The 15,101-nt window shown below is 27.9% G+C and carries 17 protein-coding genes; 5 read left to right on the top strand and 12 right to left on the bottom strand.

Going from position 1 to position 15,101, the window contains the following annotated elements:
* Genes ybeY through AC5SLW_RS06755 form a run of 5 tightly spaced genes read right to left on the bottom strand, consistent with a single transcriptional unit; the run spans window position 1 to window position 3,610 of the window.
* Complete coding sequence (gene ybeY, locus AC5SLW_RS06775) at window positions 1–462, bottom strand: rRNA maturation RNase YbeY (protein ID WP_494575112.1); 462 nt, start codon at window positions 460–462, stop codon at window positions 1–3.
* The gene (locus AC5SLW_RS06770; RefSeq protein WP_011281670.1) at window positions 455–1,456 is read right to left on the bottom strand and encodes a PhoH family protein; all 1,002 of its coding nucleotides are present in this window, start codon (window positions 1,454–1,456) and stop codon (window positions 455–457) included. Before AC5SLW_RS06770 ends, ybeY begins: the two co-directional genes overlap by 8 nt.
* Before the next feature lie 2 nt (window positions 1,457–1,458).
* Entirely contained in the window at window positions 1,459–2,826 is a 1,368-nt protein-coding gene (gene miaB / locus AC5SLW_RS06765) for a tRNA (N6-isopentenyl adenosine(37)-C2)-methylthiotransferase MiaB (RefSeq protein ID WP_494575110.1), read from the bottom strand.
* The gene (locus tag AC5SLW_RS06760; RefSeq protein WP_006997525.1) at window positions 2,804–3,214 is read right to left on the bottom strand and encodes a Fur family transcriptional regulator; all 411 of its coding nucleotides are present in this window, start codon (window positions 3,212–3,214) and stop codon (window positions 2,804–2,806) included. Before AC5SLW_RS06760 ends, miaB begins: the two co-directional genes overlap by 23 nt.
* Window positions 3,215–3,223: 9 nt before the next feature.
* Window positions 3,224–3,610: a peptidase M22 gene (locus AC5SLW_RS06755; RefSeq protein ID WP_006997526.1), complete on the bottom strand. Its 387-nt coding sequence runs from the start codon at window positions 3,608–3,610 to the stop codon at window positions 3,224–3,226.
* A 7-nt stretch (window positions 3,611–3,617) separates the two neighbouring features.
* Here AC5SLW_RS06755 and AC5SLW_RS06750 point away from each other — a divergent pair, with 7 nt between their 5' ends.
* The gene (locus AC5SLW_RS06750; protein WP_494575107.1) at window positions 3,618–4,616 is read left to right on the top strand and encodes a polysaccharide deacetylase family protein; all 999 of its coding nucleotides are present in this window, start codon (window positions 3,618–3,620) and stop codon (window positions 4,614–4,616) included.
* Here the strand turns inward: AC5SLW_RS06750 and AC5SLW_RS06745 are convergent.
* A complete protein-coding gene (locus AC5SLW_RS06745; RefSeq protein WP_494575105.1) occupies window positions 4,613–5,536 on the bottom strand; it encodes a glucosaminidase domain-containing protein in 924 nt (307 codons plus the stop codon). The genes AC5SLW_RS06750 and AC5SLW_RS06745 overlap by 4 nt on opposite strands.
* 19 nt (window positions 5,537–5,555) lie before the next feature.
* On the opposite strand from AC5SLW_RS06745, the gene AC5SLW_RS06740 reads away from it, so the two are divergent.
* The gene (locus AC5SLW_RS06740; protein ID WP_494575103.1) at window positions 5,556–5,696 is read left to right on the top strand and encodes a hypothetical protein; all 141 of its coding nucleotides are present in this window, start codon (window positions 5,556–5,558) and stop codon (window positions 5,694–5,696) included.
* Between the two features lie 33 nt (window positions 5,697–5,729).
* Here AC5SLW_RS06740 and AC5SLW_RS06735 read toward each other — a convergent pair whose 3' ends face one another.
* Genes AC5SLW_RS06735 through murJ form a run of 3 tightly spaced genes read right to left on the bottom strand, consistent with a single transcriptional unit; the run spans window position 5,730 to window position 8,855 of the window.
* A complete protein-coding gene (locus tag AC5SLW_RS06735; protein ID WP_006997529.1) occupies window positions 5,730–6,272 on the bottom strand; it encodes a NifU family protein in 543 nt (180 codons plus the stop codon).
* Window positions 6,273–6,325: 53 nt separating this feature from the next.
* Entirely contained in the window at window positions 6,326–7,327 is a 1,002-nt protein-coding gene (trpS, locus tag AC5SLW_RS06730) for a tryptophan--tRNA ligase (RefSeq protein WP_011281665.1), read from the bottom strand.
* Window position 7,328: 1 nt separating this feature from the next.
* Complete coding sequence (gene murJ, locus AC5SLW_RS06725; RefSeq protein WP_494575101.1) at window positions 7,329–8,855, bottom strand: murein biosynthesis integral membrane protein MurJ; 1,527 nt, start codon at window positions 8,853–8,855, stop codon at window positions 7,329–7,331.
* Window positions 8,856–8,905: 50 nt separating this feature from the next.
* On the opposite strand from murJ, the gene AC5SLW_RS06720 reads away from it, so the two are divergent.
* The gene (locus AC5SLW_RS06720; RefSeq protein ID WP_011281663.1) at window positions 8,906–11,194 is read left to right on the top strand and encodes an NADP-dependent malic enzyme; all 2,289 of its coding nucleotides are present in this window, start codon (window positions 8,906–8,908) and stop codon (window positions 11,192–11,194) included.
* On the opposite strand, the gene AC5SLW_RS06715 is transcribed toward AC5SLW_RS06720, so the two are convergent.
* Both AC5SLW_RS06715 and rsmI read right to left on the bottom strand, forming a co-directional pair.
* Window positions 11,191–11,784 (bottom strand): BON domain-containing protein, encoded by a 594-nt coding sequence (locus AC5SLW_RS06715; protein ID WP_011281662.1) that lies wholly within the window; start codon window positions 11,782–11,784, stop codon window positions 11,191–11,193. The two genes, AC5SLW_RS06720 and AC5SLW_RS06715, sit on opposite strands and share 4 nt — an antisense overlap.
* Complete coding sequence (gene rsmI, locus AC5SLW_RS06710) at window positions 11,774–12,637, bottom strand: 16S rRNA (cytidine(1402)-2'-O)-methyltransferase (RefSeq protein ID WP_494575098.1); 864 nt, start codon at window positions 12,635–12,637, stop codon at window positions 11,774–11,776. The genes AC5SLW_RS06715 and rsmI overlap by 11 nt, the downstream gene beginning before the upstream one ends.
* 32 nt (window positions 12,638–12,669) lie before the next feature.
* Here rsmI and AC5SLW_RS06705 point away from each other — a divergent pair, with 32 nt between their 5' ends.
* Window positions 12,670–13,821 (top strand): ABC transporter substrate-binding protein, encoded by a 1,152-nt coding sequence (locus AC5SLW_RS06705; protein WP_011281660.1) that lies wholly within the window; start codon window positions 12,670–12,672, stop codon window positions 13,819–13,821.
* Here AC5SLW_RS06705 and rdgB read toward each other — a convergent pair.
* Entirely contained in the window at window positions 13,805–14,407 is a 603-nt protein-coding gene (gene rdgB / locus AC5SLW_RS06700; protein ID WP_011281659.1) for an RdgB/HAM1 family non-canonical purine NTP pyrophosphatase, read from the bottom strand. The genes AC5SLW_RS06705 and rdgB overlap by 17 nt on opposite strands.
* Window positions 14,408–14,443: 36 nt before the next feature.
* Here rdgB and AC5SLW_RS06695 point away from each other — a divergent pair, with 36 nt between their 5' ends.
* The gene (locus AC5SLW_RS06695) at window positions 14,444–15,079 is read left to right on the top strand and encodes a nucleotide exchange factor GrpE (protein ID WP_494575095.1); all 636 of its coding nucleotides are present in this window, start codon (window positions 14,444–14,446) and stop codon (window positions 15,077–15,079) included.
* Window positions 15,080–15,101 lie beyond the last annotated feature (22 nt).

Below are 15,101 nucleotides of genomic sequence, written 5' to 3'. Positions count from 1 at the left end.
TTAAGCAACTTTTGTTTTGATAAATTTATAAATTAAATCTTCTTCTTTAATCATTTTTTTAAAATCTTTTAGTTTTATATGATCGTGTCCTAATAAATGAAGAAATCCATGAATAAAAATTTTAACTACTTTTTGTTTAAACTCTAAAATGCTTATATTTTTTGGTTTATTCATAAACTCATAGCTAATTACTATATCACCAAGATAATTTGATTTTTTTGGGTTAAATTTTTTTTCAAATGGAAATGATAATACATCTGTAGGTTTATTTCTATTTCTAAAATCTTTATTTAGCTTTTTAATATTCTTATTATTTGAAAGTAAAATTGTTAGATTTATTTTTTTACCTATAAATTTATATTTTTTTGGAAAAAATTTTAGAATAGAATTAAAAAAAATTTTATTTCTTTTGATTTTTTTGCTCCAGAGAGTGCACTCCGAAACTACATCAATTTTAATCATTTTCTTGGTCAGAGTACGCTTTTACAATCTTAGATACCAAAGGATGTCTCACCACATCTGAATGATCAAAATCTACAACTGAAATTTCTTTTAAGTGTCCAAGTAATTTCTTAGATCTACTTAGGCCTGACATGTTTTTATTTGGTAGATCTATTTGAGAAGGATCACCATTTATAACAATTTTAGAATTCTCACCTATACGTGTTAAAAACATCTTAATTTGAGTATCTGTTGCATTTTGGGCTTCATCTAAAATTGCAAAAGAATTCTTTAACGTTCTTCCTCTCATGAAAGCAAGTGGTGCTATTTCAATATCACCAATTTCAATCATTCTCTGTATTTTTTCGAAATCAAATAAATCATAGAGAGAATCATATAGAGGCCTTAAATAAGGATCTACTTTCTCCTTCATATCTCCTGGTAAAAACCCAAGTCTCTCACCCGCTTCTACTGCTGGTCTTGATAGAATAATTCTTTCAATCTTTTTATCAAGCAGCATAGTTAACCCAACTGCTACTGCTAAAAAAGTTTTACCTGTCCCTGCAGGGCCTGCAGATATGACAATATCACTTTGTCTTAAAGCTCTGACATATTCTTTTTGTCTCTCTGATCTAGGGATAACAGATTTTTTTGGTGTTTTAATTATGTCAGAAACATTTTGATTTTTTACTTTTTCCTCAATCATAAATTTATCTATAGATGAGATTATATCTTTTTTCTCAATACTGCCATTGTTAATAAATTGATTTGCAAGAAATTGAATGGCATTTTTTGTAATTTCGTTTTGTTCTGGGGTTGATTTTATTAAAATAGAATTTCCCCTTGAATAAAGATTTGTATTAGTAATTTTTTCAAGTTCTTTTAAATTTTCATTAAACTCACCAACAACTCCCATTAATAAATCATTATCATGAAAGATAACGCTTAAAGAGTTATTATCAGAGTATACAAATTTTAATGTTGAATTAATTTTTTTTGAAACTGTATTATTCAATTTTAAGCTACCTTTTTTTTAGAGCTTTCAGTTAATTTTCCAAAAAGACTATTTTGATTACTACTTGTTATTTCGACTTGCACAAGTTTTCCAATATTTTCTATATTGCCATCAAAAATTACTGATGTCATATATTCTGTTCTTCCAAATAACTTAATCCCGTCTTTCATTTTATTTTCTACTAGAACATTTAAAATTTTATTTTCTAGAGATTTATTTTTTTGTATTTGGTTATTAAATAATTTCTCCTGAATTATCTCTAATCTTTGTTTGGATTTTTTTTGATCCACGAGTTTTAAATTTGCAGCAACGGTTCCTGGTCTTGGGCTAAAAATAAACGAATAAGAGTTGATAAATTTTATTTTTTCAATTAGTTCCATTGTCATTTTAAAATCTTGCTCATCTTCTTCTGGGTATCCAATAATAAAATCACTAGAAAACTCAATTTTTGGGTTAATCATCCTTAACTTTTCATAAACTAGCAGGTATTCTTCAATGGTATGTTTTCTATTCATTAGATTTAAAATTTTATTTGATCCACTTTGTACTGGTAAATGTACAAGGGGCATCAGTTTAGATGATGTCTTATAAACGTTAATCAAATCATCTGTCATATCCTTGGGATGAGATGTTGTGTATCGAATTCTTTCAAGTTTATCAAAGCTATCAAGTTTGATTAGCAAATCTGATAGTCTATATTCTTTACCTTCCTCATCATAACTGTATGCGTTTACATTTTGACCTAACAAGATAATTTCTTTTGCACCACTTTGAACCAATTCTTTTGCTTCATTTATGATTTGGTCAAAAGGTCTGGAGTATTCTGGTCCACGAGTATAAGGCACTACACAAAAATGACAGAATTTATCACAACCTTCTTGGATTGTTAAAAATGAAGAGACTTTACTGTCTTTATTTTTAATCTGACTTAAATAATTAAATTTAGAAATTGTATCAAATTCTGTTTCTTCCTCTTTTTTTTTGTTTTTTAAATGATTTAATATTGCCTCATTTATTTTATGGTAAGACTGTGGACCAATTACAATATCAATATAAGGTTCTCTTTTTAACATTTCTTGATTTTCAGCTTGAGCAACACAACCAGCAACAATTACAATTGGTTTTTTTTTCTCTCTAAAAATTTTTTTGACTCTTCCTATTTCATGGTAAACCTTTTCTTTTGCTTTATCACGAATATGACAGGTGTTTAAAAGATAACAATTTGCATCCTCATATTTTTCAGTTTTTTCAAAGCCTATTTTTTTTACAGTATCGAATATACGATTTGAATCGTATTCATTCATTTGACAACCGAAAGTTTTAATAAAAATTTTTTTTAACATTGTGTTAGGATTTTTTTTTAACCCCATATAACTCTAATTTGTGATCAACCAATCGATAACCGTATTTATCAGCAATTTTTTCTTGTAGCTTTTCTATCTCTTCATCCACAAATTCAATAATTTCTCCTGATTTAACATCAATTAAATGATCATGATGTCCTTCATTTAATTCCTCGTATCTAGCTTTGCCTCCTTTAAAATCATGTTTAGCTAAAATTCCAGACTCCTCAAAAAGTTTTACTGTTCTATATACTGTGGCAATACTTATTTTTGGATCAATCTTTGAAACTCTATTATATAGTTCATCTACATCTGGATGGTCATTAGACTCTGACATTACTTTTGCGATAATTTTTCTTTGATCCGTTAGTTTAACTCCTTTAGCTAAACATTTTTGTTCAATATTTTCTGACATTTTTTAATTTTAACTTAAATAAATAGGATTAATCAAATTCTTTTTAATTTTAAATTTTTCACATAAACTAGGGACTTCTTCATACTTAACTTCTTTAAATCCTTTAAAATCTTCAAAACTAAAACAATAATAATTGATTTTTTTTGTTAGAAATAAAGCTTTAATCGTCGCTAATGAATTTCTAATTCCTGCAAAACTACCGGGTCCTCTATTAACATAAATAATATCAATTTGATCTAAAGTAGAGGAATTTACCTTTAAAAAATCATTAATTAAGATCATTAATTTTTCAAAATTAATTTTACTATTTTCATGAGTACAAGTATAAATATTTTCACTAACTATGAGTGTTAAAAAAATTTTATCTCTTGTGGCATCTACTATTAAATTTTTCATTATAATAATGTTATTTGCTGTCAATTCTAAAGCAGAAGAAAATAATATCAAATATTATTCTGAAGATAGTGGTATTCTTTCTTTGATGTATCACCGATTTGATGAAAATAAGTATCCTTCAACAAATATACAAATGGATATTTTCAAAGAACAAATGTCTATAATCAATACCTCAAATTATAAATTTTTTGATCCACAATATTTACAAAAAGAATTTAATTTTCCAAAAAATAAAAAAGAAATACTTATCACTGTAGATGATGCTTTCTTATCTTTTTATAAAATTGCGTGGCCATATTTGAAAAAAGAGAAAATTCCTTTTATTTTATTTGTTTCAACTGAAACCGTAGGTAAAACTGGCTATATGAGTTGGCAACAAATACAAGAAGTAGAAAAAGAGCCATATGCTTACATTGGCAATCATTCACATTCTCATAATTACCTGGTTGATCTAGAAACAAAAAATTTTTTGGCTGATATTAATACTTCAATTAAAATTTTTAATCAGAACTTAGGCTATAACCCAATTTTTTTTTCATACCCATTTGGTGAGTATAGCAAAACTATTAAAGATTTTATTTCCAAAAATTTTGATTTTGCTTTTGGACAACATTCTGGTGTTATTGATATTAATAAAGATCCTCATGAATTACCCAGATTCCCAATTAATGAAAAATATGGTGACTTAGAAAGATTCAAATTTTTAATTAATCTTGGCCCACTTCCATACAAATCTTTAAACCCTAAAGACAAGTATATTATCAATAACAATCCACCAAAACTATCTGTTGAATTTTTTGAAAATCAAAAAAATATAGAAAATATTAATTGTTTCTCTGATGAGGGTAGTGGATGGGATAAGTCAAATATTACTTTTAATAAAAATATACTAAACATAAATTTTAGAGAAAAATTCACATTCAGAAGAGGTAGAGTTAATTGTTCACTTAATGATGATGGAATATGGAGATGGTTCGGCGTTCAATTTTCAGTGAATCAAAATTAAATTAAACTTTCTAAATCTTTGCTAGATGGTAATAACTTCGCATCATCAAAATCTGTTAAATCATTTTGTCTAATAATTTGTTGTAAAATTTTAACATACTCTTTTCCTGTCTCTGCATATTTATCTAAGTATTCGGTAAGAATCATGCTGTCTAATTCTTTTCCTTCATCTCTCAATTCTGCTCTTGCACTTCTAAAATCTTTATAAGACGAGTGTGTGTTTAAATTTCTTTGATATGCTTTTACGGACGCCTGCAAAACCTTAAATCTCATAACTTTATGTGTACTATCATCTTCTGCATCGGCCGGTTTTATTCCTTCACCACTCCACGTCCACTGACCAAACAATGCATTTCCCTCTTGAGCAAACCTTGATGTTCCCCAACCAGTTTCCTTTGCAGCTTGTGCAATTGCCATTGAAACGGGCACTTCATCCATTCTAATTTTCAATGTAGATAAATCTTTGTTTACAACTCCATATTGTTTAAATTTTATGTTTAACCACTCTTGTTCTGTCTTTGTATTTTTGCTTTTATTTAAAATACTAAAGAGCTTTATTCTATCTAGTTTAATACTATTATTTTCATCAATGACTAAAGGCAAAATTATCTGAATGAATAATTCTTTTCTTTTTTTAGTATTTTCTATTTTTCCAATTTCTTTTGGTAATAGATCTAAATTTATAGGCTTTACTAATTTATTTTCTCTAACATCTTTTAAATTATAATTTGTTGATTTAAAAAGTTCTTCAATTGTTGCAGCACTTAATAGTATGGCATCTGAGGGCTGTTCATCGAATGTTAAAACATCTTCATATAAAAACTTTTTATTTAATTGTTCATCTAGTTTTGTTGTTTTGTTTTCTAATAATTTTTTTAAATTATTCTTTGAGTTATTTTCATAGTCCTTAGAAAGTATCATTTTTTCTTTTGTAAGATTAATGGCTAATGGAGCTATAAAAAAAATCGATATAATGATTAAACTTGATAAAAAAGTTCTTGAAAGATTATCTAGTCCACTTTTTTGTGCATCTAGTTTATTTTTTTTTTTAAATTTTTTGCAGTTTGAAAAAATGATGTAAGTTTTTTTCTAATAATTGTTTTTTTTCTCATAACTATATTGCAACCACTTCTTTAACCTCAGGTAAATAGTGACACAAAAGATTTTGTACACCTTGTTTTAAGGTCATTGTCGAGCTGGGACAACCAGAGCAGCTTCCCTGTAATTCTACCTTAACAATTCCATCTTTAAATTCTTTAAATTTAATATCACCACCATCTTTTGCAACAGCAGGTCTAATCTTTGATTCTAAGATACTTATAATTTGCTTTTCGATTTCAGTGTGTTCCTCTTTTTTTTCTCCAAGTAACTCATTGGCAATTACAAATTCTTTTCCTGTAGAATAAAAATCATTAATCAGTGAAATGGCTATATGTTTAATATCTTCCCAATTTACTTCTTCATTTTTATTTATAGATATAAAATCTTCTCCTAAAAATACGCCTGTTACCCCATTAATTGATAAAATATTTCTTACTAATTCATTATCAGTTTCTTCTTTTTTTATCACTTCAAATGATCCATTATTGGAAACTGTTTTTCCAGGCAAAAACTTTAGTGAATTTGGGTTTGGTGTTACTTCAGTTTGAATAAACATCTTTTTATATATAATGATTACTGAGAAAATTTAAACTAATTAATATAATCTTATTAAAAACCTACTAAATCTTTAATTTCTTTTATTTTTTTTGAAGCAATTTTATTAGCTTTATTAGAACCTTCTAAAAGAATTTTATCTAAATAACCTTCATCATTTAATAATTTTTTTATTTCTTTTGAAATTGGATCAATTGTTTCAATTAAAGTCTCTGATAACTTCTCTTTAAACTCCGAAAAATTTTTTCCTTTAAATTCAATAATAGATTTTTCTAAATTTTGATTTTTTAAACTTGAATAAATCCCTAATAAATTTTCAGCTTCTGGTCTTTCGTTTAAATCTTTAATATCTGAAGGAAGTGGCAAAGGATCCGTTTTTGCTTTTTTAATTTTATTTAAAATCTCTTCGCTATTATCTGTAAGATTAATTCTGCTCAAATCTGAAGGATCTGATTTGCTCATTTTTTTTAAACCATCTTTAAGACTCATTATTCTAGAAAACTCTTTCTGTATTAAGGGCTCTGGAACTTTTAAAAAATCTGTTGCATTAAAATCGTTATTAAATTTTTGTGCTATATCTCTACAAAGTTCTAAGTGTTGTTTTTGATCATCACCAACAGGAACATGAGTTGCGTCATACAACAGGATATCAGCAGCCATTAATACTGGATAGGAGTAAAGGCCAATACTAGCTTTTTCCTTATCTTTTCCAGCTTTTTCCTTAAACTGAGTCATTCTATTAAGCCAGCCAATTCTTGAAACACAACTTAATATCCATGCGGCTTCAGAGTGAGCTGGAACCATTGATTGATTAAAAATTATACTTTTGTTAGGATCTATTCCACTTGCAATAAATGTTGCCGCAGTTTCTCTTATATTCTTTTTTAGTTCCTTAGGATCTTGTTTTACTGTAATTGCATGAAGGTCAACTACACAAAAAATACACTCATTTTCTTTTTCATTTTGGAGTTTTACAAAATTTTTAATTGCTCCGAGATAGTTTCCTAAATGTAAGTTACCAGTAGGTTGTACTCCAGAAAAAATTTTTTTAATCATATCAATAGTTTAAATTAATATCTGTTCTTTTAAAAGCCTTGATTAAAACTGCAATGAAAAAATAAAATATAAGACCAGTAATAACAGCACCCACTAAATAGATCGCTTTAAAATTTTCTTGATAGGATAATTCATTATTAAAAAAATAAATTATATAATTAAAAAATATTCCCATAATCACTGATGCTGTTAAAATTTTAATTAATCTATCTATAAAGATATGATTAAAATTGAAAAAACTTTCTTTTTTTAAAAAGATAAACAATAGCAATGCATTAAACCAGGATGAAGTGGTAGTTGCGATTGGTATGATTATAAAACCAATTTGTTTAAAAAAGATAACGCTTATAAATATATTTAATAAAACAGATAATAATGAAATATAAAACGGTATTTTTGTATTATGTCTTGCGAAAAAAAATGTCGAAAAAACTTTTATTAATGAAAAAGCAGGCAAACCAATTGCAAAATAAAATAGAGCTTTTGCTGAATTCTTAACACTTAATTCATCAAAAGAACCATAGCCAAATAATGAAGAAATAATTTCTTCTGAGGCAATTAATAATGCAACTGTTGCTGGGATACTCAAGAATAGACTAAGTTCTAAAGCTTTATTTTGAATTAAGTTTATTTTATCTTTATTTTGACTTTTAACATATTTGGATAGTTGGGGTAAAATAACTGTACCAATTGCAATTCCAGCAATGGCTAAATTTATTTGATAAACTCTGTCAGCATAATAAAGGTAAGAAACCGCACTAGCTTGAAAAGATGCAATAATTGTTCCTACTAAAATATTTATTTGAGTAACACCTGATGAAAAAATACTAGGTAATAATTTTTTAAAAAAGTTTTTAATTTTTTTATTAATGTTAATTTTAAATTTAATCTTAGGTGAAAAATTTTTTTTTACAAAAAAGTATAGAAAAATAAATTGTACAACGCCTGAAATGGTTACAGCATAAGATAAATAATAAACAAGATTATCGTCTAATATTTTTGCAAATAACAAAACTCCAATTAAAAGTATATTTAAAATAATTGGCGCAGCGGACGCTATTGCAAATTTATTATGTGAATTTAAAATTGCAGAAAAAAATGATGCCAAACTTATGAAAATTAAAAATGGGAAGGTAATTCTTGTTAAGGTTATAGCTAGTTCCATTTTATCATAATCGCCTTCAAAACCTGGTGCAATTAGATAAACAAATAAAGGCATCAATATCTCTACAATCAGAACTAAAATTATTAGACCTAGGGTGAGTAGATTAAAAATACTATTAGCAAAATTTTGTGCTTCTTTTTTTTTATTCAATAATGATGAGTAGCTTGGAACAAAAGCTGCATTAAATGTTCCTTCAGAAAATAACCTTCTAAAAGTGTTGGGAATTCTAAACGCCACAAAGAAAGCATCTGCCAAAATTCCAGTTCCAAGGAATACTGCTATTAAAATATCTCTTAAATAGCCCAGTAACCTACTAATTATTGTAAAAAAGCTAAACGTGCTTGTTGACTTAATAAGGTTCATAAATCATATTAGTCTTAAATTTGCTCCATTTGTATATCTAATTAACATAAATGAAAAAAACTAAAATAGATCATTATACTGATAAAGAGGCTCTAGAATTCCACAGCTTAAATAAGCCAGGAAAAATAGAAATAAATTCTTCAAAACCAATGACAACTAAGAGAGATTTGGCATTAGCTTATTCTCCTGGTGTTGCAGTTCCAGTTCAAGCAATCGCTGACGATCCAGAGACAGCATACGATTATACATCTAAAGGAAATTTAGTTGCAGTGATAAGTAATGGATCAGCTATTTTAGGAATGGGTAATTTAGGAGCACTTGCATCTAAACCTGTCATGGAGGGAAAGGCAGTTTTATTTAAGAGATTTGCCGATATCGATTCTATTGACTTAGAAATTGACTCTCAAGATTCCGATGAAATTATTAATAGTATTAAAAACTTTGCATGCAGTTTTGGTGGTATTAACTTAGAAGATATCGCAGCTCCTGATTGTTTTATAATTGAAGAAAAATTAAAAGAAATTTTAGATATTCCAGTTTTTCATGACGATCAACATGGAACAGCAATTATAACTACAGCTGCATTAATTAACGCCTTAGATATTAGTGGTAAATCAATAAAAGACATTAAAGTTGTTGTAAATGGAGCAGGTGCATCAGCAATTGCTTGTACAAATTTATTTAAAAATAGTGGTGTACTTAGTGAAAATGTAATCATGCTTGATCGTAAAGGAGTGGTCTATAGAGGTAGAACTGAGGGAATGGACCAGTGGAAATCTGCCCATGCAGTAGAAACTAAAAAAAGAACTTTAGAAGAAGCTATAAATGGAGCTGACGTATTTTTAGGATTATCTGCCAAAGGAGCTTTGAAAAAAGAGTTAGTAAAAACTATGGCTAAGAACCCAATAATTTTTGCCTGCGCGAATCCTGATCCTGAAATAACACCTGAAGAAATAATGGAAGTTAGAGATGATGCCATTATTGCAACTGGAAGATCTGATTATCCCAATCAAGTAAACAATTTAATTGGTTTTCCTTATATTTTTAGAGGAGCATTAGACGTAAGAGCTACAACTATTAATGAAGAAATGAAGGTTGCAGCTGCAAACGCAATTGCAAAATTAGCAAGAGAAGATGTTCCAGATGAAGTTGTTGCCGCAATGGGAGGAGATCGTCCTAAATATGGAAAAGATTATATAATTCCATCCACGTTTGATCCAAGACTGATTAGTGTAATTCCTGCAGCTGTTGCAAAAGCTGCTATGGATAGTGGTGTTGCAAAAAAACATATAAAAGATTTTGAGGCTTATAGAGACCAACTCAAACAAAGACTAGATCCCTCAGTAACTATTATGCAAGGTATTAACTCTCATATCAAAAAAAATCAAAAGAGAATTGTTTTTGCAGATGGAGAAGACGAAAACACTCTTAAGGCGGCAATTGCATTTAAAAATTCTAAATTGGGTACACCAATTTTAATTGGTAAAAAAAATAAAATTAAAGAAAGAATAAAAGAAATTGGCTACAATCAAAATTTTGATATTGAAATAGTTAATTCTGAAGACAAAGAAAAAAGAGAAAAGTACGTAAACTTTTTATTTGAAAAATTGCAAAGAGAGAAAGGTCTTTTGGAAAGAGATTGTGATAGATTAGTTAGAAATGATAGGGTTGTATGGGCATCTTGTATGGTTGCTTGTGGTGATGCAGATGGTGCTGTCACTGGAAATACTAGAAGATTTGGAGCTTCTTTTGATAAAGTTACACAAGTTATAGATGCTAGACCAGGTGAAATCATGTTTGGATTAAATATGGTTGTTGCTAAAGGAAAAACTATTTTTGTTGGAGACACGAGTGTAAATGAATATCCAAGTTCAGAGGAGCTTGCAGAAATTGCAATTTCATCAGCTAGGGTTGTTAAAATGTTTGGATTTGTTCCAAAAGTTGCTTTTGTTTCTCACTCTACTTTTGGTCAACCTCTAACAAGTAGAACTAAACATATAAAAAAGGCTGTTGAAATTTTAAAAGATAAAAATGTAGATTTTGATTTTGATGGGGACATGCAGCCAGATGTTGCCTTAAATGAAGAGTACAAAGAATTATATCCTTTCTCAAGTATTGTAGGAAATGCAAATATATTAATAATGCCGGGCCAACACAGTGCTGCTATTTCTTATAAAATGATGAAAAGCTTAGGTGACACAAAAGTTATTGGTCCTCTTTTAATTGGATTGGGTCAACCCATTGAAATAGCTCCTTTAAGGTCATCTACTTCAGAAATCATAAATTTAGCTTCAGTTGCTGCCTACTCTGCTGATGTAATTGATTATAAAAAAAGTTAATTTTTTTGAATTCTTAAATCTTCAACCAAGACAATACTTGCAATAACATCTTCTACATCTAGTATTTCTTTTGCTTCATTTATTACTTCTTTTCTTTCTTCTGTGGTTAAAGAAATCCCATAAATAAATATTTTTTTCTTATAAGTATCAATTTGATAATTGGTTGCTTTAATTTTTTTGTTAAATATTAAAGCAGTACGAAGTTGAGATGTAATTAACAAATCTTTAGCTGATTGTTTGAAATTAAAATCTTCTTTTATTTTAATATCGTTTTTAACTGATCTGACACCTTTTGTTTCCCATGCAAGTTTAGTAATTTGAAGTTTTTCTTCAGGATCATCTACTTTTCCTGTTACAAAAATTTTTCCATCTAAAACTTTTGTGCTAACAGCTAAGATATAGCTCTTGTCTCTTAGGGCTAATCTCGCAGCTAAATTTTTTTGCATTACAGAATCGTCTATTTGGGTCCCTAAAGATCTTGGATCAAACGCAACACTAACACCTGTTCCAAAAACTCCTTTTGAGCTAATCCCAACACACCCTGTTAAGATTAAAAAAATTAAACTTATTAAAAATATTTTATTTTTCATTTTTTATTTTTAAACAATAATTGTAAATTTCTTTTTTTGATACATTCGTATTTTGGCTAATTAAATCTGTAATATCTTTTATGCTTAGTTTTTTAATTAATTTTTGAATAATTACTTTATCAGATTCTTTTAATATTATCGATGAATTTTTTTCTTTTACCTTTTCAGAAATAACAATTGTTAACTCTCCTTTGGGATCAGATTTAAATGGTTCAAGTGTCTCCACATCTGTTCTTATATATTCCTCATAAAATTTTGTCATTTCTCTGCAAACCAAAATTTTTCTATTTGAAAAGTAACGTTTTAAATCTTTTATCGATCTATTAAATTTTCGTGGAGAAATAAAAAAAACAATACAGCCCTCTAAATTTGCAAGTCTTTCGAAATCTTCACTTAATTTGCTATTTTTATCTGGAAAAAAACCATAAAAAAAATATTTTTCATTAAATCCACTTATGGAAACTGCAGAAGAAACAGCTGACGCACCCGGAATTGGAAAGATATCTATTTCATTAATAACACATTCATTGACTAATATAGCTCCTGGATCTGAGATAGATGGAGTTCCAGCGTCAGAAATCAAAGAAACGACCGATCCTGATTTTAAAATATCAATTACTTTCGATAAATTTTTTTTTTCATTAAATTTATGATTTGCAATAAGTTTTGATTTAATTTCATACCGTTCTAATAAATTTTTTGAAATACGTGTATCCTCACACAGTACATAATCCGATTTTTTTAATACTTCTAGGGCTCTTAAAGTGATGTCGCTTAAGTTCCCAATTGGAGTAGATACAATATAAAGACCACTTTTAACTTTATTATTTATATTTTCAGTATGTAGAATCATCAAATTATAATAGTTATAATAATAACATTAAAATGAACAAAATTATTAAAATTATACTTTTTTTAGCTTTTGGTTTCTCAATTACTCCAGTAGCACTCTTGGCAAATGAGAAAATTAGGATTGGTCTTCTTGTCCCTTTAACTGGAAAGAACTCTGAAATAGGACAATCTATAATTAAATCTACACGTCTTGCAATTAATACAATTAACAATGCATCAATTGAGATTATACCAAAAGATACACAGTCAAACCCTGAGGTCACTTTAAAGGCAGCTAAAGAGTTGGCTAATTCAGGAATAAAAATTGTAATTGGTCCAGTTTTTAACGAAAGTCTAATTTACCTAAGTGAGTTAAGTGAATTAACATTCTTGGCTCTAACGAATAAGAATGATAATTTTTCCAAAAACATTATCAACGCTGGAATTAATGCAACTTCACAACTAAATGCAATTAAGAAGTTTATAGAATTAAACGAAATAAAAAAAACTATCTTTCTTACTCCAGATGTAGGTTTTAAAAATGAAATTGAAAAAGCTATTTCTAATTCTAAAATAAAAATATTAGAAAATTATATTTATAATACTGACCCAACTAAACTTACCAAACAAATTGAAAAAATTACACGTTATGAAATTAGAAAACAAAACCTTGAAGATGAAATAAATAGATTAGAGAAATCGGAACAAAGCAATAAAGAGCTCTTAATTGAAAGGTTAAAAAAGAGAGATACTCTTGGTAGTGTAAAATTTGATTCAGTGGTAATTTCTGATTTTGATGAAAGTTTAAAAAGTGTAACAACTTCCCTGCTTTATACGGATATAACTCCTAAAGAAAAATATTTTATTACTCTTAATCAATGGTTTGATGAGTCTCTTTTAAAAGAGACAAGCTCACAACCCTTGTATTTTCCTTCTGCAAATAAAGATAATTATGATGAATTTTCTAATGAATATTTTGAAAAATATAATCAGTACCCTAATCAATTGTCATTTTTAAGTTATGACTTGGTTGGGCTTGTGTATTATTTAATTCTTCAAAACGAATCTGTTATTGATAAAAAAATGTTTACTAAAAAAACCTTGTTTAAAGGAAAGGTTGGAGTTTTTGAAATTAAAAACAATAAAATTAATCATATTTTAAATTTTTATAAAGCTGAAGATGGAGAATTTAAAAAAGTTTTTTAATTTTTTTAAAAGCTTTAAATCTATGATCTATTTTATATTTCTGTGATGCTCTCATTTCACCAAATGTAATTTTTTTTCCAAGTGGTATGAAAATAGGATCATAACCAAAACCATTTTTACCTTTTATAACTGGTGAAATAAAACCTTCAACCTTTCCAATAGAATTTATTATTTCTTTATTTTTATTATAAATGGTTAAGGCACAAATAAACCTGGCCTTAATTTTTTTCTCTCGCCAATTTTTGTCTTTTTTATCTAACTCCTTAAAAACTCTATTCATTGCTTTTTTAAAATCACCTTTTTTACCTCCCCATCTAGCTGAATAAATTCCAGGGTCTCCATCTAAAACATCTATTTCTAAGCCCGAGTCATCAGACAGACATATCATTTTTGATTTTTTAGAAAAAAATTTAGCTTTGATTAAGGAGTTTTCCTTAAATGTTTTGCCATTTTCAGGAGGGCTTTTTATTTTAAAGTCCTGTGGAGAGTATATTTCAACATTTTTAGGCAATAAATCCTTAATTTCTCTTAATTTTCCTTTATTATTAGTGCCTACCAACAATTTTATAATTTTATTCTTTAACATCTAGCAATTATCAAATTTCATACCATATAAGTTGTCATGGAAAAAGATCAAAACATTAATTCTGAAAACCAAAATGAAGAAATTAAAGAGAATAAAGCTGAGGAGCAAAACCAAGTAGAACAAGAAATTTCAGCTGATAAAACAGAAGAGGCAAAAGAGATTACACCTGAAGAAAAAATTAAGGAGTTAGAAGATAAGCTTACTAGAACTTTTGCTGAAATGGAAAATCAAAGAAGAAGATTTGAAAAAGAAAAAGATGATGCTTTTGATTATGGTGGATTTTCTTTTGCAAAAGAAGCTTTAAATTTAATTGATAATCTTGAAAGGTCAAAACAAATTTTAGAAAGTGATGAAGTACTAAAAGATACTGAAGCTTTAAAAAAAACTTTAGAGCATTTTGAAATTATTAGTAAAGATATGGTGTCAATTTTTTCAAAAAATGGAATTACACCTGTTGTTTCTATTGGTAAAAAATTGGATCCCAATCAACACCAAGCTATGATGGAAATTGATGACGATCAAAAAGAACCTGGAACAATAGTTCAAGAAATTCAAAAAGGTTTTATGATGAAAGATAGACTTTTAAGACCAGCATTAGTCGGAGTTTCAAAAAAAACCAAAACTCCAGATGAACAAAAAAGCGAGGAAAATAAAGAAAATTCAGACAATTAATTATAATTGTAAGAACTTGTAG

The organism is Candidatus Pelagibacter sp. PS_40 (assembly GCF_059417765.1).
This window is presented reverse-complemented; position numbering and strand designations above follow the sequence as displayed.

Excerpts from the sequence above, each read along its gene's own strand:
- murJ (WP_494575101.1), bottom strand. The coding sequence starts at position 8,855 with ATGAACCTTATTAAGTCAACAAGCACGTTTAGCTTTTTTACAATAATT.
- AC5SLW_RS06745 (WP_494575105.1), bottom strand. The coding sequence starts at position 5,536 with ATGATACTTTCTAAGGACTATGAAAATAACTCAAAGAATAATTTAAAA.
- AC5SLW_RS06740 (WP_494575103.1), top strand. The coding sequence starts at position 5,556 with ATGGCTAATGGAGCTATAAAAAAAATCGATATAATGATTAAACTTGAT.
- miaB (WP_494575110.1), bottom strand. The coding sequence starts at position 2,826 with ATGGGGTTAAAAAAAAATCCTAACACAATGTTAAAAAAAATTTTTATT.
- AC5SLW_RS06760 (WP_006997525.1), bottom strand. The coding sequence starts at position 3,214 with ATGTCAGAAAATATTGAACAAAAATGTTTAGCTAAAGGAGTTAAACTA.
- AC5SLW_RS06705 (WP_011281660.1), top strand. The coding sequence starts at position 12,670 with ATGAACAAAATTATTAAAATTATACTTTTTTTAGCTTTTGGTTTCTCA.
- ybeY (WP_494575112.1), bottom strand. The coding sequence starts at position 462 with ATGATTAAAATTGATGTAGTTTCGGAGTGCACTCTCTGGAGCAAAAAA.
- AC5SLW_RS06695 (WP_494575095.1), top strand. The coding sequence starts at position 14,444 with ATGGAAAAAGATCAAAACATTAATTCTGAAAACCAAAATGAAGAAATT.
- rdgB (WP_011281659.1), bottom strand. The coding sequence starts at position 14,407 with ATGTTAAAGAATAAAATTATAAAATTGTTGGTAGGCACTAATAATAAA.
- trpS (WP_011281665.1), bottom strand. The coding sequence starts at position 7,327 with ATGATTAAAAAAATTTTTTCTGGAGTACAACCTACTGGTAACTTACAT.
- AC5SLW_RS06715 (WP_011281662.1), bottom strand. The coding sequence starts at position 11,784 with ATGAAAAATAAAATATTTTTAATAAGTTTAATTTTTTTAATCTTAACA.
- AC5SLW_RS06755 (WP_006997526.1), bottom strand. The coding sequence starts at position 3,610 with ATGAAAAATTTAATAGTAGATGCCACAAGAGATAAAATTTTTTTAACA.
- AC5SLW_RS06750 (WP_494575107.1), top strand. The coding sequence starts at position 3,618 with ATGTTATTTGCTGTCAATTCTAAAGCAGAAGAAAATAATATCAAATAT.
- rsmI (WP_494575098.1), bottom strand. The coding sequence starts at position 12,637 with ATGATTCTACATACTGAAAATATAAATAATAAAGTTAAAAGTGGTCTT.
- AC5SLW_RS06735 (WP_006997529.1), bottom strand. The coding sequence starts at position 6,272 with ATGTTTATTCAAACTGAAGTAACACCAAACCCAAATTCACTAAAGTTT.
- AC5SLW_RS06720 (WP_011281663.1), top strand. The coding sequence starts at position 8,906 with ATGAAAAAAACTAAAATAGATCATTATACTGATAAAGAGGCTCTAGAA.